Source organism: Myxococcus qinghaiensis (genome assembly GCF_024198215.1).
Classification (GTDB): Bacteria; Myxococcota; Myxococcia; order Myxococcales; family Myxococcaceae; genus Myxococcus; species Myxococcus qinghaiensis.
On the sequence record NZ_JAKCFA010000018.1, the window covers coordinates 104,891 to 124,161 of the forward strand.

General features: G+C 69.1%; 20 protein-coding genes. 13 read left to right on the forward strand and 7 right to left on the reverse strand.

Annotated features, from left to right (window positions below; all coding sequences use genetic code 11):
- The first annotated feature begins 63 nt into the window (after nucleotides 1-63).
- From LZ199_RS30025 to LZ199_RS30040, 4 genes are all read left to right on the forward strand, one after another.
- The gene (locus LZ199_RS30025; protein ID WP_253997210.1) at nucleotides 64-1,068 is read left to right on the forward strand and encodes a dipeptidase; all 1,005 of its coding nucleotides are present in this window, start codon (nucleotides 64-66) and stop codon (nucleotides 1,066-1,068) included.
- Between the two features lie 37 nt (nucleotides 1,069-1,105).
- Entirely contained in the window at nucleotides 1,106-1,489 is a 384-nt protein-coding gene (locus tag LZ199_RS30030; RefSeq protein WP_253997211.1) for a hypothetical protein, read from the forward strand.
- 174 nt (nucleotides 1,490-1,663) lie between these two features.
- Nucleotides 1,664-3,169, forward strand: coding sequence for a hypothetical protein (locus tag LZ199_RS30035; RefSeq protein ID WP_253997212.1), 1,506 nt, complete (start codon nucleotides 1,664-1,666; stop codon nucleotides 3,167-3,169).
- Entirely contained in the window at nucleotides 3,166-4,344 is a 1,179-nt protein-coding gene (locus LZ199_RS30040) for an ARPP-2 domain-containing protein (RefSeq protein ID WP_253997213.1), read from the forward strand. The genes LZ199_RS30035 and LZ199_RS30040 overlap by 4 nt, the downstream gene beginning before the upstream one ends.
- Before the next feature lie 3 nt (nucleotides 4,345-4,347).
- Here the strand turns inward: LZ199_RS30040 and LZ199_RS30045 are convergent, their stop codons facing one another.
- A complete protein-coding gene (locus LZ199_RS30045) occupies nucleotides 4,348-5,133 on the reverse strand; it encodes an alpha/beta fold hydrolase (protein WP_253997214.1) in 786 nt (261 codons plus the stop codon).
- A gap of 19 nt (nucleotides 5,134-5,152) precedes the next feature.
- Complete coding sequence (gene corA / locus LZ199_RS30050; RefSeq protein WP_253997215.1) at nucleotides 5,153-6,094, reverse strand: magnesium/cobalt transporter CorA; 942 nt, start codon at nucleotides 6,092-6,094, stop codon at nucleotides 5,153-5,155.
- Nucleotides 6,095-6,174: 80 nt separating this feature from the next.
- Here corA and LZ199_RS30055 point away from each other — a divergent pair, with 80 nt between their 5' ends.
- Genes LZ199_RS30055 through LZ199_RS30065 form a run of 3 tightly spaced genes read left to right on the forward strand, consistent with a single transcriptional unit; the run spans nucleotide 6,175 to nucleotide 9,366 of the window.
- Nucleotides 6,175-7,344, forward strand: a complete 1,170-nt coding sequence (locus LZ199_RS30055; protein ID WP_253997216.1) for a hypothetical protein — start codon at nucleotides 6,175-6,177, stop codon at nucleotides 7,342-7,344.
- Entirely contained in the window at nucleotides 7,344-8,165 is an 822-nt protein-coding gene (locus tag LZ199_RS30060; RefSeq protein ID WP_253997217.1) for an HAD-IIB family hydrolase, read from the forward strand. Before LZ199_RS30055 ends, LZ199_RS30060 begins: the two co-directional genes overlap by 1 nt.
- Before the next feature lie 4 nt (nucleotides 8,166-8,169).
- A complete protein-coding gene (locus LZ199_RS30065; RefSeq protein WP_253997218.1) occupies nucleotides 8,170-9,366 on the forward strand; it encodes a class I SAM-dependent rRNA methyltransferase in 1,197 nt (398 codons plus the stop codon).
- A gap of 73 nt (nucleotides 9,367-9,439) precedes the next feature.
- On the opposite strand, the gene LZ199_RS30070 is transcribed toward LZ199_RS30065, so the two are convergent.
- Genes LZ199_RS30070 through LZ199_RS30080 form a run of 3 tightly spaced genes read right to left on the reverse strand, consistent with a single transcriptional unit; the run spans nucleotide 9,440 to nucleotide 11,351 of the window.
- Nucleotides 9,440-9,946 carry a hypothetical protein gene (locus tag LZ199_RS30070; RefSeq protein WP_407667259.1) on the reverse strand — a complete coding sequence of 169 codons (507 nt, stop codon included), beginning with the start codon at nucleotides 9,944-9,946 and terminating at the stop codon, nucleotides 9,440-9,442.
- A gap of 1 nt (nucleotide 9,947) precedes the next feature.
- Nucleotides 9,948-10,379 carry a hypothetical protein gene (locus tag LZ199_RS30075; protein ID WP_253997219.1) on the reverse strand — a complete coding sequence of 144 codons (432 nt, stop codon included), beginning with the start codon at nucleotides 10,377-10,379 and terminating at the stop codon, nucleotides 9,948-9,950.
- Between the two features lie 33 nt (nucleotides 10,380-10,412).
- Nucleotides 10,413-11,351 (reverse strand): hypothetical protein, encoded by a 939-nt coding sequence (locus LZ199_RS30080; RefSeq protein WP_253997220.1) that lies wholly within the window; start codon nucleotides 11,349-11,351, stop codon nucleotides 10,413-10,415.
- A gap of 187 nt (nucleotides 11,352-11,538) precedes the next feature.
- Here LZ199_RS30080 and LZ199_RS30085 point away from each other — a divergent pair, with 187 nt between their 5' ends.
- From LZ199_RS30085 to LZ199_RS30095, 3 genes are all read left to right on the forward strand, one after another.
- Nucleotides 11,539-12,171: a serine aminopeptidase domain-containing protein gene (locus tag LZ199_RS30085; protein ID WP_253997221.1), complete on the forward strand. Its 633-nt coding sequence runs from the start codon at nucleotides 11,539-11,541 to the stop codon at nucleotides 12,169-12,171.
- A gap of 162 nt (nucleotides 12,172-12,333) precedes the next feature.
- Nucleotides 12,334-14,142: a S8 family serine peptidase gene (locus LZ199_RS30090; RefSeq protein WP_253997222.1), complete on the forward strand. Its 1,809-nt coding sequence runs from the start codon at nucleotides 12,334-12,336 to the stop codon at nucleotides 14,140-14,142.
- A complete protein-coding gene (locus tag LZ199_RS30095) occupies nucleotides 14,139-14,354 on the forward strand; it encodes a DUF5818 domain-containing protein (RefSeq protein ID WP_253997223.1) in 216 nt (71 codons plus the stop codon). Before LZ199_RS30090 ends, LZ199_RS30095 begins: the two co-directional genes overlap by 4 nt.
- A 30-nt stretch (nucleotides 14,355-14,384) precedes the next feature.
- Here the strand turns inward: LZ199_RS30095 and LZ199_RS30100 are convergent, their stop codons facing one another.
- Nucleotides 14,385-15,581 carry a type II CAAX endopeptidase family protein gene (locus LZ199_RS30100; RefSeq protein WP_253997224.1) on the reverse strand — a complete coding sequence of 399 codons (1,197 nt, stop codon included), beginning with the start codon at nucleotides 15,579-15,581 and terminating at the stop codon, nucleotides 14,385-14,387.
- Nucleotides 15,582-15,647: 66 nt separating this feature from the next.
- Here LZ199_RS30100 and LZ199_RS30105 point away from each other — a divergent pair, with 66 nt between their 5' ends.
- From LZ199_RS30105 to LZ199_RS30115, 3 genes are read left to right on the forward strand one after another with little or no spacing between them, the layout of a single operon-like run.
- On the forward strand, nucleotides 15,648-17,093 hold the full coding sequence (locus tag LZ199_RS30105; protein ID WP_253997225.1) for a hypothetical protein: 1,446 nt from the start codon (nucleotides 15,648-15,650) through the stop codon (nucleotides 17,091-17,093).
- Nucleotides 17,094-18,281, forward strand: coding sequence for a cytochrome c3 family protein (locus LZ199_RS30110; RefSeq protein WP_253997226.1), 1,188 nt, complete (start codon nucleotides 17,094-17,096; stop codon nucleotides 18,279-18,281). It begins immediately after the preceding gene.
- Nucleotides 18,281-18,745 (forward strand): Ig-like domain-containing protein, encoded by a 465-nt coding sequence (locus LZ199_RS30115; RefSeq protein WP_253997227.1) that lies wholly within the window; start codon nucleotides 18,281-18,283, stop codon nucleotides 18,743-18,745. The genes LZ199_RS30110 and LZ199_RS30115 overlap by 1 nt, the downstream gene beginning before the upstream one ends.
- A gap of 15 nt (nucleotides 18,746-18,760) precedes the next feature.
- Here LZ199_RS30115 and LZ199_RS30120 read toward each other — a convergent pair whose 3' ends face one another.
- Nucleotides 18,761-19,264 (reverse strand): DUF6265 family protein, encoded by a 504-nt coding sequence (locus tag LZ199_RS30120; protein WP_253997228.1) that lies wholly within the window; start codon nucleotides 19,262-19,264, stop codon nucleotides 18,761-18,763.
- Between the last annotated feature and the right edge of the window lie 7 nt (nucleotides 19,265-19,271).

Below are 19,271 nucleotides of genomic sequence, written 5' to 3' on the forward strand. Positions count from 1 at the left end.
CGGGGCGCGGGGCGTGGGAAGGGTGCTTGTCTGGCGCGCGCGGACAGGCAGACTGATGCGCCTATGGGCGACGTGAACGAACTTCACCAGCGCTGGTGCATCGCGGACGGGCACGCGGACTCCCTCATGTGGAACCGGGACTTGTGCGCGCGCTCGGACGAGGGGCACGTGGACTTTCCCCGGCTGCGGGAGGCGGGGGTGAAGCTTCAATGCTTCACCATCGTCACCCGGGGCTTTCCCTTCATCGGGGGCTTCCCGGTGTTCGCCGCGTGGCGCGGCTGGCCCCGGGAGGCGCGCGCGAGCGAGTGGACTCGCGCCCTCTGGCAGATTGAGCGCATGGAGGAGTTCTGCCGTCGCTCCGAGGATGCGGCGCGCATCACCACGACGGCGTCCATCCTGGAGGAGAACCTGGCCCGGGGGCGGCTGTCCGCGGTGCTGGGCGTGGAAGGCGGGCATGCGATTGAAGGACAGGTGGAGCGACTGGCGGAGCTGCACCGCAGGGGCGTGCGCTTCATGGGGCTCACGCACCTGTCGAACAATGACCTGGGAGGCTCCTCCTTCCCGATGATGGGCAACCGGGGCCTGACGTCCCTGGGGCATCAGGTGATGGAGGAGATGGCCCGGCTGGGGCTGAGCGTGGACGTGGCGCACGCCTCCGAGCGCACGCTGGAGAATCTCTTCACCCACCCCACGGTGCGGTTCTTCTGTTCGCACACGGGCGTGCGCGCCGCGGGGGGAGGGTGGCGCAACCTGAGCGACGCCTCGCTGCGCTTCATCGCGGACCGGGGTGGGGTGGTGGGCATCATCTTCGCCCCCGTCTATCTGGGGGGGGACGCGGTGGATGACGTGGTCCGCCACATCGAACACGCGGTGGACGTCATGGGCGAGGAGGGCGTGGGCTTGGGTTCGGATTACGACGGAATGGTGCCCCTGCCACGGGGGATGAAGGACGTCACCGACTTGCACCTGCTCACCACGGCACTGCTGCGCCGACATCCAGAGTCCTGGGTGGAACGAGTCATGGGAGGAAATTTCCGGCGTTTCTTCCAGTCGACACTGGGTGGTTGACCGGCGGCGGTCCGCTCGAAATATTGGCCGCAAGCTCATGAACCGCTCTCTCTTCGTCCTTGTGTCCGTCGTTGGCTCCCTCCTTCTCTCCGGCTGCGGTGGCGCCAGCGCGGGAGACGATTGTGATGAAGCGGGCAGCTTCGTCTGTCAGGAGAATGTCCTCGCGCTGGAGTGCCGCTCCGGGACGTGGCGGGAGGTCCCCTGTCGGGGGCCGCTCGGCTGCCGCGAGTCCGATGAGGCCGTGCGGTGCGACACCTCCGGGAATGCCGCGGGGGATGCCTGCTCCTCCAGCTCCGAGGGCCGCGGGTTGTGCCGCCAGGACGGCAAGGCCGTGCTGGAGTGCCGCCAGGGGACCCTGGTGGAGACGGCGACGTGTGCCTCCTGCGAGGTCGACAACTCCGAGGTGACGTGCCAGCCGTGACGCGCTGAAGGCGGGCGTCAGGACTCTTCGGGACGGGACGTGTGGTAGCGTCGGAGCCGCCGCTCGCGGGACTCCGATGCGACTTCCGATTCAAGCCTTTGGAGCCTGACACGCTGGTCGTTTCACTTCTCCCCGAGCGGCGCTCCTCTCTCCTGTCCGGAGGCAGTGCGCGCGATGGCCGTGGCCGCCGAAGTCCGCATCGAACAGGTCGCCCGCGAGGACCTGGTGATGTTCGTCAACGCGTGTTTCTCCTGCACGGGGCAGCGGGAGTTCTACGGTGACGCACGGGGGCAATCGGTCTCCATCGAGTTCCTGCACCAGTACATCCTCGGCAACTACCGGCGCCTGTACCGGCGCACGCTCGCCGCGGGCATCAACCACTTCAATCAGGCGCAGATCATCCTCAACCTGCTCGCCGTCGGCAGCCCGGCGGACCCGGTGGAGCGTCAGGAAGAAGGCGCGCTCATCGCCGCGGCGCTGCGCGGCCTGCCGACCCAGCGCGCCTTCCGGGTGCTGGAGTCCTTGCGCTCGCGGCACATCAACAACCGCCGGGCCCGGGCCATCGCCCGCGAGTACCTGGCGGGGCGCTCGAACCTGCCCTTCGACGCGGTGAAGTACCGCGCCAAGCTGCGCGCGGCGGTGGTGCATGGCCACCTGAAGCTGGACGGTGAGCTGGGCCCGTTCCTCTTCCGCGGCTGGAAGAAGCGCGTCTACACGCAGCCGTTGCTGGAGACGTTCCGCAAGGCCCACTTCGCCCAGGAGGCGCTCTACGAGCTGCCCTACACCGTGGCGGAGGGGCTGGCCCAGAAGCACGGCGTCCCCCGCGACGTGTTCCTCCAGCGAATCGAGCCCCGGCTCACCCAGGCGGAGCGACTGCGCCTCCAGGAGTCCGCCGCGCGAGAGGGCGCCGTGGAGCCTCAGGTGGACCTGTCGCGCGCTCCGCTGACGAAGCTGGCGCTCTATGTCCTGTCGATGAAGGAGGAGGTCCGCAAGGCGCGCCGGGACGAGCTGCACACCGCGCTGGAGCGTGCGTCGGCGCGGGTGCTGGCGCGGGCACCGGCCACGCTCGGGCGCGTGGCGGCGGTGCTGGACAACAGCTACTCCTCGTCGGGCTCGTTGCAGAAGCGGCGGCGTCCCCTGGGCGTGGCCCTGGCGTCGCACTATCTGCTGTCCGCCTCCGCTCGCGAGTACCGCGCCTTCTGGACGTGCCCCGTGGAGGAGCCATTGCTCGTCACCGCACGGGGGCAGACGGACCTCGCCACGCCGCTCCTGGATGCGCTGGCCTGGGGCGCGGAGCTGGTGGTCATCGTCTCCGACGGCTACGACAATGATCCGCCCAAGGCCGTGGCGGAGCTGACGCGGGTGTTCCGCGAGCGGTTGGACCCGGGACGCCGCACGGCGCTGGTGCACGTCAACCCCGTCTTCGATGCGGAGGAGTACTCGCCGCGCTCGTTCGGTGGCGCGGTGGCCACGGTGGGCGTGAGGGACGCAGAGGACGTGCCCACGGTGCTGGGTTTCGCGCGCTTCGCGGAGGGCACCGCGTCGCTGGCGGAGCTGGAGCGCTATCTCTCCGCGCGGGTGGCGTCCTGGCTGGAGCGTGACGCACGCAGGAACGCCAGTGCGGAGGCCAGCGTGGCACCGGGAGTGCCCGTCGTAGGAGTGGAGGAGGGCGAGGCATGACGGACACGCGACTCATTCAACGCCTGGATCCGAAGGGCCTGAGGCTGGCGCCGTCGCAAGTCTTCGGGCGCATCCGTCTGGTGCCGGTGCTGCGGGACGAGGTGAAGGGAGACCTTCGCTTCGCGCGGAGGGACTACTCGGACGCGCCGCTGTCGGTGGTGGCCCTGGAGGGTGCGCCGACGAGCCGCGGGCTCAAGTACGTCTCCTATATTCCGCACGGTATGGTGGTGAGCTGGGGCAACCGGCAGGCGGAGGCCGTCTACGGCACGCGCTTGCAGGCGCCCGAGGGCAAGAAGGTGAAGGTGGGCCCGTTCTCCGTGCGGTTGCTGCACCGGATGGTGCACCGCGAGGACCGCAACCAGCTGCGCATGCTGCCGCTGCACCTGGCCATGGAGGGCTTCCTGGCGCTGCACTTCGGCGGGCCGGATATCGCCTGGGCGGAGTACTCGCGGGAGGCCCTGTCCCACGGGCTGAGCCCCCGCGTGGAAGGCGTGGTGCCCGGGTGGGCCAGCTCCGCGCTGGACGGCGCGTTGCGCACCTTCGAGGTCCACGAGCAGCAAGTGGGACTGCTGCTGTTCAACGCGGACGAGCTGCTCTCCGCGTTCATCGTCGCGCACCCGGACGACTACCGCCTGCTGCACCGCACGCTGCTCGAGGACTTCTACGGGGACCTGCTGCTCCAGTACGGATATCTCCTGGAGGCGCCGGAGCTGGGCCTGTCCCTGGACGCGAAGCGCGTGTCCAGCATGGAGGACCTGCGCACGGAGGTGGCGCGCATGCGCGCGGACTGGGCGGCCTTCCACGGCTTCATGGCGGGCGGGCTGTTCGGCGTGGAGGTGACGTCCCGGAAGGTCTACGAGGCCGGGCCCTTCCTGCTCCAGCACTTCCACACCAGTCTGGTCCCCTCGGAGGAGAACCACCTGGGCGAGGCCATCATCGGCCCCGATGGAACCCTGGAGTACCTCAAGACCTACCGGCTCTCCTCGGCACAGACGCGCAGGGCGTATCTGCTGCAACAGCTGGCGGCCTCCTCGTGGAACCTGGAGGACACCGCGGAGGAGCTGGGCTCCACCAAACAGGAGCTGCTCCTCCGTCTCCACAACGCGGGCTTCGGCTATCTGCTCAAGGACCACGTGCTGGAGGAAGCCCGGCGCTCGAAGGCGCGGGGCTCCTGAGCCTCAGCGCAGCGTCGAGAGGAACGCGTCGAGCGCCGCGTTGACCTTGTCCGGCTGCTCCATGTTGGACAGGTGCGCGGCGCCGGGGATGACCTCCAGCTTCGCTCCGGAGATGAGGTCCACCAGCTGCTTCGCCTTCTCCAGCGGGGTGATGGCGTCGTGCTCGCCCACCACCACCAGCGCGGGCCCGGCATAGCGCGCCAGGATGTCCTTGCTGTCCGGGCGCAGTGCCATGCCTCGCTGGGCCGCGGCGATGCCCTCTCGCGAGGCCGTGCGAATCTGCGCCTCCACCGCGCGCCCTACCGTCGAATCCGGAGGCGAGGCGATGAGCTTGGGCATCAGGGCCTGGATGACGGCGTCGTGGCCCTTCTCCAGGGCCTCCTTCGCGGAGGCCTCCCGCTTCGCCTTGCCCGCGTCGTCATCGGCGGTGCACTGCGTGTCCATCAACACCAGGCCCGCCACCCGGCCCGCGTCCTCGCGCAGCAGGGCCATGGCCGCGTAGCCACCCATGGACACGCCGCCCACCACGGCCCGGTCGATGTTCAGCGCATCCAGCAGCCCCAGCGCGTCACTCGCGATGCGGGACATCTCGGTAGGGCCTTCACCGAGCTTGCTCTGACCGAAGCCTCGGATGTCCGGGACGATGAAGCGGTAGCGCCCGGACAGGGCCTTCACCTGGGCGTCGAACGCGTCCCCGTTGAGAGGGAAGGCGTGCAGCAACAGCACGGCCAGGCCCTGGCCCACGTCGCGGTAGTGCAGCGGGATTCCATCCACGGTGACGGTCAGCATGCGTCCTCCAAGCGGGCTCTCAGAGCCACTGCTTGCTCTTGAACCAGAAGAACAGGGCCACGGGCAGGGCGACAATCATCACCCACATGGCGATGTACGAGCCCCGACCCGACAGCGCATCGAAGTTCTGCCCGAAGAATCCGACGATGAACGACAGCGGCAGGAAGATGGTGGCGAAGATGGTGAGCTGCTTGGTGATGTCGTTCGTCTTGTTGGCCACCATGGACAGGTAGCCGTCCATGACGTTGCCCAGGATGTCGCGCCCGGCATCAATCTGCTCGTACAGGCGCACCAGGTGGTCATACACGTCGCGGAAGTAGAGCGTGGAGCGCTCGTCGACGTGGGGGATGCCTCGCCGCGCCATCAGCCCCACCACGTCCCGCTGCGGTGACAGCACCCGCCGCAGCTGCACCAGCATCCGCTTCATCTCGAAGATGCGCTGCAGGTGGGACTTCTCCGCCCGCTCGAAGATGGACACCTCCAGGTCCTCCAGCTCGTCACTGAACGTGTCGAGGATGGGGAACTGCGCATCCACCAGTCCATCCGCCAGCAGGTAGAGGACGAAGTCCGTGCCGCGGCCGAGCGTCGAGTTCGGATCCGCGCGGATGCGCTGCTGGACGCCGTCCAGTCCCGCGAAGGGCAGCTCGTGCACGGTGATGATCCACTCCTTCGCGAGGAAGAAGTGGTGCTCATGCAGCGTCAGCTCGCACACGTCCTTCCCGGCGGTGAACCCCTGGAGGACGATGAAGACATGGTTCGGGTATTCTTCCAGCTTGGGCCGTTGGTCCAGGTGGAGGCAGTCCTCGACGGCCAGCTTGTGGAGCCCGAAGCGCTCGGCCAGTCGCCCCATCACCGCCTCGTCGGGGTGGAGGACGTCAATCCACTTCCGGCCCTCCTCACCGAGCAGTTCCTCACCCCCGGTGAAGAGGGTTCCGTCCTTCAGCAGACAGACCTGAATCATCCCGTAGCGCTCCCGGGCCTTGCGGCGCGGCCCCGGTCCGAGTGCTAGAACTCCCCCGCGCGGAAGTCGAGCGCTAGAGTGTGCCTCCCGTGTCCGCTGACGCCGATAACCCGCAGACCTCCCTGACCCCAAGGCTCGAGGAAATCCTTCAGGCCCACCCCGACCGCGCCTTCGCGGGCCGGCTGCGCAAGGTGTACGCCGCCGCCGCCCAGGCCATTGGCCGGCTGAGTGACATGGACCTGGTGAAGTACGAGACGCCGGTGGTGGACTCCAGCCCGGACCTCTCGCTCTGGGAGGAGATGGCGCCCGTCATCCGAGACACGGTGATGGACGTCAACGCCCTCTTGAACGTCATCCGCGAGCAGTTCCCCGCCCAGTCCTCGGAGGGACTCGCGGACCTGATGAGGGAGATGGACGGCGCGCCCTCCAAGGACCCGGCCACGCTGCTCCGGGAGGCGATGTCGCAGCTCGCCCAGGGGGTCACCCAGCTCGGCGAGGCGATGCGCAACCCGTCCGTGGTGAGCGACAGGTGGACGCTGCTGGCTGAAATCCAGCGCTTCCGGGCGCGCTTCCGCGAGGAGATCAGCAACCTGGTCTTCGAGACGGCGAGCACCTTCGGCGAGGTGACGCGGGCGCAGGTGGTACCGGGGCACGAGGCGGAGGTGAAGGCGGCGGTGACGGTGCGCGCCATCACCGCGGACCTGGGCCGCATCCTCACGGCGCGGCACAACAAGGTCCGCGAGGCCGAGCCCGAGGACGTGCAGTGGAACGCCCAGCAGCTCCAGACGGAGATGGACGCCTTCGGCCGCACGGCCGCGTACCGGAACCTGCGCGCGCAGGACAAGCGCCACATCGTGGAGATGCGCGCGGAGGTGGGGCGGCTGGCGATTCTGCCCAACCCCTCCCGTGAGGAACTCATCAAGGTGGTGAGCGAGCTGGACGCGTTCGTCCGGGGCCTGTCCGCCGTGAATCAGCGCCAGGTGCTCATCATCCATGACCGCGAGGTGTGGGCCTCCTGCGGCGTGAAGCTGGAGCGGGCCTCGTCGTTGGCGGACTCGGACGCGCCCGTCTCCGCCCGGCTCCTGGCCGAGGCCGCCGCCAGCGCCCAGTCTCTCTACGGGCGGGCCTCCGACCTGGACGCGTTCCTGCGCAAGGTCCGCAAGCAGCCCCTGGTGCAGCTCGCGGGCCCGGAGCTGAGCGCCACCATCGAGGTCTTCCAGGGACTGTTGGCCCAACTGGACGTGATGTGATGGCGGCGTCCAGCAAGGTGGAACCGCGCCCGCTGCGCGAGGCGGACCTGTCCCGTGTCGAGGGTGTCTTCACGGACGTGGATGGCACCCTCACCACCGGCCACCGGCTGCGCGCGGACACCGTGCGAGCGCTGGAACGGCTGTCCGCGGCCGGTCTGCGCGTGGTGCTGGTGAGCGGAAGGCCCGCGGGGTGGGGTGAGGCGTGGGCGCGGCAGCTCCCGGTGGATGGCGTCATCGTGGAGAACGGCGGCCTGTTCTTCCTGCGAGGCAAGCGAGGGCTGCGCAAGGTGTACCTGGAGGCGCCAGCCGAGCGCGTGGCGAACCGGCGTCGGCTCGAGAAGGAAGTCGGGCGGGTGCTGAAGCAGGTCCCCGGGGCGCGGCTGTCGGTGGACAGTGCGTACACGGAGGTGGACCTGGCCGTGGACTACAACGAGGAAGCCCGCCTGGGTGAGGCGGGAGCGTCGCGCATCGAGGCGCTGCTGCATGCGCGCGGGGTGACGGCGGTGCGCTCGTCCGTGCACGTCAACTGCTGGCTCGGTCGCTTCGACAAGCTGACGGCGACGCGGCGCTTCGCGCGGGTGGCGTGGGGCGAGCGGCTGGAGCCTCGGGACGGCCGTTACGTGTATGTAGGGGATTCTTTCAACGACGCCCCGATGTTCCAGGCTTTCGAGCTGGGCGTGGGCGTGGCCAACGTGCGCGCGGTGTTGGACCGCATTGAAGCGCCGCCGGCTTTCATTACCCGGGCAGCCGAGGGGAAGGGTTTCGAGGAGCTGGCTCGGGCCCTCCTCGCTCGGCGGGGCCGTGGGGCTCGTGAGGAGTGACACCGTGAATGTCGTGAAGCTGGAGCTGGCGCGGGGACTGGGGCGCCACCTGCGCGCGGGACACCCGTGGGTGTTTCGCAAGGCGCTGGAGCACATCCCGAGGATTCCCGCCGGCAGCGTGGTGGACCTGACGGAGAACGGGAAGTTCGTCGCGCGGGGGTACTACGACCCTCACTCCGCCATCGCGGTGCGGGTGCTGACGCGTGACTCGCGGGACACGGTGGACTCGGGCTTCATCACCCGACGCGTGCGGCGCGCGCTGGCCGAGCGCCTGTCCCTCATCGACCTGACGGACACGGACAGCTACCGCCTGATTCATGGCGAGGGTGACGGGCTGCCCGGCGTGGTGGTGGACCTCTATGCCGGCTGGGCCGTGATGAAGCTGTACTCGGCGGGCCTGACTCCGTATCGCCCGCTCATCGTCGAAGCGCTCAAGGCGGGCATCCCCGGCCTCAAGGGCATCGTCGGTCGCGATGAAGTGGCGCGCGACGATGTGGAGGAGGACGAGGGACGCGGCTCGGGGCGCATGCTGTACGGGCCTGACGCGCCGGAGCAGATCGCCATCCGCGAGCGCGGCGTCACCTTCATGGTGGACGTGTGGCGCGGCCAGAAGACGGGATTTTTCCTGGACCAGCGGGAGAACCGTCACCTCATCCGGCGGCTGGCCAAGGGCCGGGACGTGCTCAACTGCTTCAGCTTCAGCGGCGGCTTCTCCGTCAACGCGGCGCTGGGCGGGGCGAACACGGTGTTCTCGGTGGACATCGACCCGGAGGCCATCGCCCTGGCGCGAGAGAACTTCACGCGCAACGGACTGCCCGCGGAGAAGCATGACTTCCTCGCGGCGGACGTGTTCACGGTCATCCAGTCCTTCAAGGAAGAGGGCCGCACCTTCGACCTCATCATCCTGGACCCTCCGGCCTTCGCGAAGAGCCAGCGCGCGGTGCAGGCGGCCCTGGATGGCTACGCGTCACTCAACCGTCAGGCGCTGGGACTGCTGCGGCCGGGAGGCCTGCTGGCCACGGCGTCATGCTCGGCGCGTGTGACTCCCGAAGACTTCATCGGCGCGGTGCGCGAGGCGGGCTTCAAGGCTGGCGTGGACCTGGCACTCGTCGAGGAGCGCTACCAGCCGCCGGACCACCCGGTGCGGTTGCAGTTCCCCGAGGGCAAGTACCTCAAGTTCTACGTGCTTCAGGCGGTGTAGCGCCGCCGCTCTCGTGGGCCCGGGATTTCCGCCCGGGCCCGCGTGCGAGACAGGCGCCCGTCAGGTTCCGCTGTCAGGTTCCGAAGACGCGCGAGGCCACGCGGTCCAACACCGTGGTGCCCCAGTCGAGGCTGGCCTTCATCAGCCGCTCCATCTCCTTCGTGAACTCGGCGCCCGAGGGCATCTGGGCGTAGTTCCGGCTCAGGAAGAGGCTCTTGTTCTCCGTCTCGAAGTCCACCGTGCCGCCGCCCGCGTCGGTGCCCTCCTGGGCCTCCTTGCGGAAGCCGTCGATGACACCGGGCTTGGGGTCTTCACGGAAGCGGTAGACGAGCGCGCTGCACTCCAGCACCTGCGTGTCCGCGTGGTGCTCGAAGTAGAGCTGCGCGCTGCCCACCATGGCGCCGCCCAGGCCGTTCTCGTTGAGGCCCTCGCTCATCCCGGCACCCTGCGTCTGCAGGTACCAGCGGACCAGCGCTCTCGCGGCCTCGCGAGTCATGGGGCCGCCCGGAGGCGGTGGGGGCTTGGCGAGGCCGATGGTGGCCAGCAGCCACTGGAGATGGCGGGAGAACGCGAGGGCCATGTCAGCGGGACGGAGTCGGGATGACCTTCGAGGCGACGCGCTCGAACACGGTGTCACCCCAGACGAGGCTCGCCGCCATCAGCTTGCTCAGCTCGGAGGCGAACACCAGGTCGATGGGGCGCGTCGTGTACGTGCGACTGAGGAAGAGGCTCTTGCTCTCCGACTCGAAGTCCACCGTGCCACCGCCCGTGTCCGTGCCGGCCTTCTGCTCGTCGCGGAAGCCGTCGAGGACGCCGGGGCGGGGCGCGTCGCGGAAGCGGTAGATGAGGGCGCTGCACTTCAGCTCGCCCGTGTCGGTCGAGTGCTCGAAGTACAGCTGCGCCTCGCCGACAACGACTCCGCCGAGCCCCTTCTGATTGAGACCGGGGCTCAGGGGCGCGCCCTGAGCCGTCAGGTACGACTGCACCAGTTGAGTTGCCTCGTCACGCGTCATGGTTGTCTATCTACCACGACTGACGGGAGGCTCTCAGAACTGGCCGGCCCGGGCCTGCTCGAAGGGCACGCGGTGGTTGAGGTACGTGTCCGTCAGCGAGTGGGCACCGGAGAAGACGGTGTCCTCGGAGAAGTAGTGCACCTGCGCGCCCTTGCCCGCGTGGCGGAGCAGGTCGCCGGGCGTCCAACCCTTGCTGCCCAGACCGAAGAGGGTGGGGACCGCGTCGCGGTTGTTGACGTAGTGCACGTAGTTGGGGCCGTCCGGGTAGGTGCCCGCCGCCGCGCCGAACGTCTCCACGTTCAGCTTGCTCATCGTCTGCTGGACCTGCGCGGGGGACATCCCATCTTCGATGCGCAGCCGGCGCGCCACGTCGGACAGCGCGCGCGAGGTGATGAGGCCGCCCTGGCTGTAGCCCACCAGGTGCACATCCCGGCCCGCCTTCAGCTCGCCGTAGATGGTGTCCGCCAGAGTGTCCACGGCGGGGTTCGTGCCCTTGTCCATCTTGTCCTTCACGCACTGAAGGATGTCGGAGATGGTGCCCTCGGTGGCGTTGTGGATGCCGATGGCGCGCATGCCCGTCCGGTCCGCCAGCGCCTGCAGCTCCCCGCCCTGCTTGTCCTTATCCGTGCGGATGCCGTTGGTGTAGATGACCGTGGCCGTCGCGTTCGGGTTGTTGCGCGGCGTGACGGCGGGGATGTCGCTCAGCGGCGTGCCGGGCTCGAACGTCTGGCCGTTCGCACCCACCAGCTTGCCGTCATAGACCTTGTCCTTCGAGCCGGCCGGAGCCGTGAACACCTTCGCGACAGACGCGGTGTTCGCCGCCTTGTTGTCGAAGCCGTCCACCACCGCGTTCGTGCGCTGCGCCGTCGGCTGCACAGCGGGCGTCGCCACCGTGTTCGTTTCAGCCGTGCGCGCGACGTTCGTCCGAGGGGTGGTGCCGACGAGGGTACGGCCGCGCTCGATGGTGCTCATGGTGGGGAGGCTCCAGCGGTCAAAATTGGGGGATGGAAGAAAAGTCCTTGCCCCATTGTCCCAGGAACCCACCTGAAGTTGCGCACAAACGCGGTAATTCGCTCCAAACGCTGAATTCCGACGCACTGTGTCAAAGCTCTCCGAAGAGGTATCGGCTCGGCGCGAGCCCTCTTAAGGTGTGGGAGACATGGTCCAGAAAGGTCAGTTCCTGGAGCGCTCCACCCTGGTTCCGGTGGGGTCGGTGGTGATGGAGGGCACGGCGCATCGCGGCAAGCGCGCGCCCCCGTTGCTCATCCTCCCGCCGAGGCCGGACGAGGGGGGAGGCATGGATCACGTCGTCGCGGCGGAGCTGGCCTGGGCTGCGGCCAGCGCGGGCTTCCCCACGCTGCGCTTCAACCACCGGGGCGTGGGCGCGAGTCAGGGGCAAAGGGGCAAGGACCTGGCGCTGCTCGAGGACGCCGAGGCCGCCATGCGGGTGCTGCTGGAGACCGCTGGGACGAGCGCCTTGGCGGTGGCGGCGCTGCACGGAGGCGCCCAGGTGGCGCTGGCGCTCCAGGCGCGGTTCCCAGCGGTGGGCGGGCTGTGCCTCGTGGCGCCGGCGGATGTGGACGCCTCGGTGCTGGGGCGGGTGACGTGCCCCTTGTTGGTGGTCCAAGGGGAAGAGGACCAGCTGATGCCCCGGGCGGCGGTATCAGCGGCGGTGGCGCGGGCCGGTGGGGACTTCGAGGTCATCGACGACGCCGGGGCGACGTTCCAGCGCAACCTTCCGCAGGTGGGTCGGGCGGTGTCCGCCTGGCTCCAGCGGCTCTCCGGCGGATGACCGATGCGGTGCAACCCAGCGGACTCCTTCACATTTCTTCAGCCTCCCGCACTTGCACGCCGGGAGAGCGGACGTACAGACTGTCTGTGCAGACCCAATCGTTTCGCCGTTCGTTCGTAGGGTCTTCCGGAAGCGTGCCTCGTTCCTCAAGGAGTAAGCCCGATGCGGATGGTGCGATGGACCCTTGGCGGCGCCGCGCTGGCCCTGGCCGTGACGGTAGCCCCTGCGTGCAAGTCCGCGGAGAGCGAGGCCGAGCGTCCGCCGGCGCCTCCCGCCTCGCTCGACAACCTGGCTGACGACGTGGACGTGGTTCCCCACGCCATCCTCGTGGACTTCAAGGACGGCACCACGCAGGCCGAGTTCGACGCCTGGGAGGCCGACTGGGGCGTGGACCTGGAGCTCAACTCCGTGGAGAGCGCCGACGAGGCCCTCACCCTGGCGGTGGGCGTGGACGACGTGCAGGGCGTGCTGGAGCGAATCCGCCAGCACCCCAGCGTCGAGGCCGCCGAGCCGCTGATGGAGGTCCGCGCCAGCTACACTCCGAATGATCCGGAGTACACGCGGCAGTGGAACCTGAAGATGATCGACATGCCCAAGGCGTGGGAGCGCAGCCGGGGCAAGGGCGTGGTGGTGGCGGTGCTCGACACCGGCATCGCGTATGAGGACCACGACGACTTCAAGCAGGTGCCGGACCTGAAGGGCGTGAAGTTCGTTCCCGGCTATGACTTCGTGAACGACGACGAGCACGCCAACGACGACCACGGGCACGGCACGCACGTGGCGGGCACCATCGCCCAGGCCACCAACAACGGTGAAGGTGTCGCGGGCGTGGCCTTCGAGGCGACGCTGATGCCGGTGAAGGTGCTCAACCACTTCGGTGGCGGCACCACGGCGGACATCGCGGACGCCATCCGCTTCGCGGCGGACAAGGGCGCCAACGTCATCAACATGTCGCTGGGCGGTGGCGGCTACTCGCAGGTGATGGCCAACGCGGTGGAGTACGCGCGCAAGAAGGGCGTCACCGTGGTGGCCGCGGCCGGCAACGGTGGTCGCGCTCGCGTGGAGTTCCCCGCGGCCTATCCCGGCGCGGTGGCGGTGTCGGCGGTGGGGCCCGAGGGCTCACTCGCGCCGTACTCGTCCTATGGCAAGGAGCTGGATATCGCGGCGCCCGGCGGTGACAAGCGCAAGGGCGACGAGGGCGGCATCCTCCAGAACACCATCGACCCGAGGGACCCGTCCCGCTCTGTCTACGCCTCGTACCAGGGCACCAGCATGGCCACGCCGCACGTGGCCGCGGTGGCCGCCATGCTGTACGCGGCGGGCGCGAAGACTCCGGACGCGGTGGAGAAGGCGCTGTATGCCGGCGCGGCGAAGGTCGCGGACCAGGCGTGGACCGAGCAGTACGGCCACGGTCTGCTCAACGCGGAGGCGTCGCTCGCGTCGCTGGGCGGCGGGATGTCGCGCTGGCCGCCGCTGTACTGGGCGCTGGGCCTCTTGGCCTTCGTGCTGTTGACGCTGCGCGGCCGTGAGCGCCCGGGCTACCTCAACGCGCTGCTGCGTCCGGCGTTCCTGGTGCCGCTGCTCCTGTCCACCGTGGGCGTGTACTTCGTGCGCACGTGGTTCGTGAGCTCCTCGGACGTGGCGGGGAACGTGGTGGAGATGGCGTCGCTGCCCATCCCCGACTGGGAGCGCATCATCTTTGGCCGGGGCCGCACGGTGAGCCCGCTGTTCTACAGCGCGCTCATCCCCGTGCTGCTGTCGCTGCCGGCCATCGGCTGGAAGGGCTTGCGTCCCGCGGTGGGCGGACTCGCGCTGGGCTTCGCGGGCTTCCTGGCGTACTCGGCCTGGGCCGGCGCGCCCGCCCTGTCGTGGATGCCCTTCACCTTCCTGGCGAAGCCGTGGCTGGGCTTCAACACCGTCCTCTGCATCGTCGTCGCCCGGGCCATGTTGAAGAAGGAAGACGCGCCTTGAAGCTCTCCGGGCGCGTGGTCTTTCGGGATGTGGAGACAGGCGTCTGGGTGCTGGAGGGTGATGACGGCACCACCTACCAGCTCGCCGGCGGCGACCGGAAGCTCAAGAAGGACGGCCAGCGCATCGAGGCCGAGGGCGACGTGGACCGCGACGTGCTCACCAGCTCCATGGTGGGCCCCGTGTTCAACGTCAGCTCGTATCGCTTCGTCTGAGGCTGGAAGGGGAGCGGCCCCACGCGCCCGTCAGGGCTGCTTGGGGCCCCCCGCCGCCTTGTGGGCGCTGACCTGACGCAGCCGCTCCTCGTGGTACGCCTCCATGGGGGCGTCGCCCCGGCGAGCGGCGGTCCGCAGCTCCTCCAGTGCCTTTCGCTCCGCTTGCAGCCCAGGCTCCGCGTCCTTCTTGAGCGGAGTCAGGGGATGGGCCACGTCGAAGAGGTTGAGGGAGATGCCGCGCCTGTCCACGACGCCCAGGAGGACCAGGGACACCGTGGCCGCCGTCACCCAGGGCAACATCAGCTTCGGCAGGGACGGCACGGGCCGCGTCTCCCGCGCGCGCTCGTCGCTGTGGGGCCCGCCCGCGCCCCACACGGAGGCATGGTGGCGCGCGAAGGTCATCAGCCCGAGCAGCACCACCCAGCCCAGTCCCGCCATCGCGAACACGGCGAGGGGCGAGGTGTCCGTGTCCGTCGCCTCCTGGCCCATCGACTTGGCCGCGAGGAACAGCACGGAGGACACCAGGTTGTTGGCCGCGTGCGCGCCAATGCCGGGCCACAGCGAGCCGGTGCGCAGGTAGAGCCAGCCGAACAGCAGGCCCAGCTCCACGCGCGCGACGAAGCCCACCGGGTCCAGGTGGAACGCGCTGAACACGACGGCTGAAATCACCAGGGCCTTCGTCGGTGACGTCGGAGGACGCGGCGTCAGGCCCCGCTGGAAGACGCCTCGGAAGAACAGCTCCTCACAGAAGGGCGCGGCCACCGTCACGCCCGCGAGGATGACGGCCAGCTCCACCGGCGTCTGCTGGTCGAAGAGGCGCGAGCCGTCGAACATCTCCGTCAGCCACTCGGGCGCGAGCTTTTGCGCGACGAACTGGATGGGCACCACGAGCGCGAAGAAGTTGGCCACGCCCAGAAGGAAGCCGAAGAGGGTGGGCAGTCCCGGCAGGGGCGTCAGCCCGGTGTAGAGCGCGGGCTTCCAACCGCTCATGCGCGGCAGCAACCAGCCCAGGGCGAGGAAGATGAACAGCTCGGTGAACCAGATGCCGAAGGCCGCGTTGAGGAACTGGACCGAGCCCCCCACCAGGATGAACAGCACCAGCGCCAACGCCGCCCCCGCCAGCGCGAGCCTCCGCGGGCTCCCCGGCTCGGGAGGCCCTGGAGGTGGTGGCTCGGACGGCCCTGTCGGCTCATGAGGCCGGGCGTCGCTGGGAGCGGAATCTTCCAATTTGACGTCTCCTTGGCGCGAAAAGCTGAACTGTCCGCACTTCGACTTCTCTATACTGGATGGACCTTGACGTCCTTCATCCTGGCTCGAACGGCGCAGCGGACGTGGTGGAAGCTCGCACAACCCCTGGGTGTGTTGTGCGCCCTGGGCGTGGGGCTGGGAGCGTCGACGTCGCACGCGTCGGCGTTCTTGGTGGAAGCGCGAACCGAGGCGCAGGCGTACCAGATTCGTGCGTGGCGTGGCAGCACACCGGATGACCCGGTGCTGCTTCCTCGACGGCGAATCGTCCAATACCTGGGACTCAACGCCTTCGAGCTCGCCACCGGGCAGGACCTGGGCTTCGAGTCCAACCTGCGCATCTGGGCGGACTTCGGATTGCCCAAGGGCGAGGCCGAGCGTGTCGACGGCCTGAAGTCCGAAGACGCAGAGCTGTTGCATGCGTACGTGCGCTACGCGAAGGGCGGCTTCGAGGGGCGACTGGGCCGGCAGCTCTACACCGACGTCTCGGACATCCTCGCGTTCGATGGCGTGCGCGCGCGCTACATGACCCGCCTGGGATTGGGCGCGGAGGTGTACGGCGGGCTGTGGGTGAAGGGCACCAGCTTCCTGGGCTCGTCCGTGTATCAGCTGGAGGGGACGCGGGAGAGCGATGAGCGGCGCCTGAGGGAGGGCGTGGTGGGCGCGGACCCGACGCTCGATGGGATGGAGCCCCTCATCGGCGCGAAGCTGTTGATGGAGGACGTGAAGGGCTTCAACGCGGCGGTGGGCTACCGCAAGGCGTTGTCGGACGGGAAGACGAACCTGGAGCGCGCCACGGTGGAGGCGCGCTATGGCCGGGGGCTGGGGCTGAACGCGCTTGCGGGCGTGGACTACGACGTGCTGCAGGGCAAGGTGGCCCAGGTGCGCACGCAGCTGCGCTGGGACGACACGCGCTTCTCGGCGACGGCGGAGGTGATGCGGCTGTCGCCCGTGCTGTCCGCGGACTCCATCTGGTACTACTTCGCGTGGGCGCCCCGGGACGAGGCGCGGCTGCGGGTGGACCTGTTCACCCCCGGCGCGCTGCGCTTCTACGTGCAGGGCCTGGGCAGCAAGTACAACGAGAACGTCAACCCGGACCTCGCGATTTCCGCCTTCGTGGACGGCGAGGGCGCTCCCGAGTCCACCAGCGTCGGCGGCTCCGCGGGCGCGGCGTATCGCTCGGGGGCCTTCCGCTCGGCGCTGGATGTGACGTACCGCACGGGCTTCGGTGGAGATCAACTCTGGGGGGACCTCACGGGCGGCTACACGTTCGACCGGGACCGGTTCACCCTGGACGCACGGGTGTCCTTCGCGCGCATCTTCGACAGCTTCAACGCGCGCCTGGGGGGCAACTTCTATGGCGCCCAGGTGTGGGCCAGTCGAGCGCTGACGCGCGCGACGCGGCTCTCGCTGGTGGTGGAGCAGAACTTCAACCCGTTCACCGACTCGGACACGAAGGGCTTCCTGCTCTTCGACCTGAAGGCGAGCCTGTAGATGCTGCCGCACCGCCAGAACCGAAACGCGCTGCTCGCCCTGGCCGCGCTCGCCACCATGGTGGGCGCCGGCGTCGCCTGGGCTGCCACGGCCCGTGAGCGCAGCCTCGCCGTGTATCCCGCGCAGCACGTGCCCCTGCGCTTCGACCACGCGCAGCACCTGGAGGCCGGCGCCGAGTGCGCCACGTGCCACGACGCGGCCCGCGCCAGTCAGTCTCCCAAGGACGTCAACCTCCCCGGGCACGAGGAGTGCGAGACGTGCCACGACATCGAGGCGGGGCGGAAGGGCAAGCCCACGGACCCGAAGTCGAGCTGCAACACCTGTCACCCAGGCTTCGACGCCACGGTGCGCAAGGAGCCCGCGAAGCTGTCCATGCCCGCCGCCAACCTCCACTTCAGCCACCAGCAGCACGTGGACAAGAAGGTGGAGTGCTCGGTGTGCCACGGCGAGATGACGGACGTGAAGCTCGCCACGCGCAATCAGCTCCCGAAGATGGCCACGTGCTTCAAGTGCCACGACGGCAACGTGGCCTCCAACACCTGCGCCACGTGTCACCCCACGGAGCCCACGGGGCGGCTGAAGCTCGTGTTCGACTCGGGCCTGCTGCGCCCCATGCAGGGCAACCCGCTGGGCCTGGACCACGGGCCGCGCTTCGAGTTCAACCACGGCGCCCGCGCGTCGTCGGACCGGATGACGTGCATGCAGTGCCACAGCGAGAGCTACTGCCAGACGTGCCACGACGGCATGCAGAAGCCGCTCTCCATCCACCCGAACGACTACATCACGCTGCACCCGGTGCAGGCGCGCGCGGGCTCTCCCCGCTGCGAGAGCTGTCACCGCGCGCAGTCCTTCTGCGCCGCGTGCCACGAGCGGGTGGGCGTGGGCATGGACGCGGACAAGTCGCTGCGTCCGCGCAACCAGAAGGTGCACCCGGACTACGCGGCGTGGGTGGAGCTGCCGGGTCCGCAGCACCACGGCATCGCCGCCTCGCGTGACTTGACGAGCTGCATCTCCTGCCACCGCGAGGAGTCCTGCACGAGCTGCCACTCCGAGCTTTCGACGCGGCGGCAGATCAACCCGCACCCGGCGGGCTTCGCGCAGTCGTGCAAGAAGCTGGCGTCCGCGAATGACCGGGCCTGCCTCAAGTGCCACTCGTCGGAGAGCCTGGCGCAGAAGGGGTGCCGGTGATGCGCGCGCGACGGTCCTTCGTGAAAGGCACGCTGCTGACGGCCCTGGCCGCGACGTCCCTGTCTGGGTGCCTGGAGCCGGGAGACGCCATCTACGACCGGCGCGACACGGTGCCGCCCAGGGTCATCTCCACCGACCCGGGTGGGGGCGGAGTGCTGGCGACGGGGGGGACGCTGCGCATCACCTTCTCGGAGGGGATGGACGTGCGCAGCCTGCGCCCCGGCATCGCCGTGTTCGCCGGGCGCGATGAAGTCCCGCTCACCGTCCTCGCACCGGAGATACCGGAACTGGAGCAGAACGTGGGGCGGGGCGACATCGAGTACACCGTGGAGGCCATGGTCGCCCAGGGCTCCACGCTGTCGCCGAACACGCAGTACACGCTGGTGCTGCGCGACGTCCTCACCGACTTCGAGGGCAATCCGCTGGCCACCGAGGTGCGGGTGGTCTTCCGCACCGCGCCGTGAGCCGACAGGGCCCGGCTACATCCGCGTGAAGTCGAAGTCCTGGGCCACGGCCTTGCCGTTCTCCTCGCCTTCGATTCGCGCGGTGAGGCGGTCCGCGGAGGGGCGCTGGTAGAAGATGCGCTTGGGGTGGTCGTTCTGGGGGTTCTCGAAGAGCGCGCCGCTGCTGTTGCAGCGCACCAGCTTGAAGTCCGTGCCCGGGCGACCCATGGGCTGGGCCACGTAGAAGAGCCCGTCGGCGCGCGCTTCGATGCGCATGTACTCGAAGAACACCGTCTTGTTGCGGACGATGGAGCGGCTCACGCCGAAGAGGGTGCCGCCGGCCGCGTGTGTCCAGTGCTCCTCCAACGCGGTGCCGGGCTTGTCCTGACGCCAGCTTCCGGACATCCAGGCGAGGTCGTGGATGGAGTCCCCGCAGGTGCGCGAGGGCGTGTCGCGCTCGGCTGGGGACGACTTGCAGCCGAGGCCGAGGAGCGGGGCGCCACAGAGGGCGAGGACGAGGAGGGAAGGGCGGACGAGCATGCCCTCC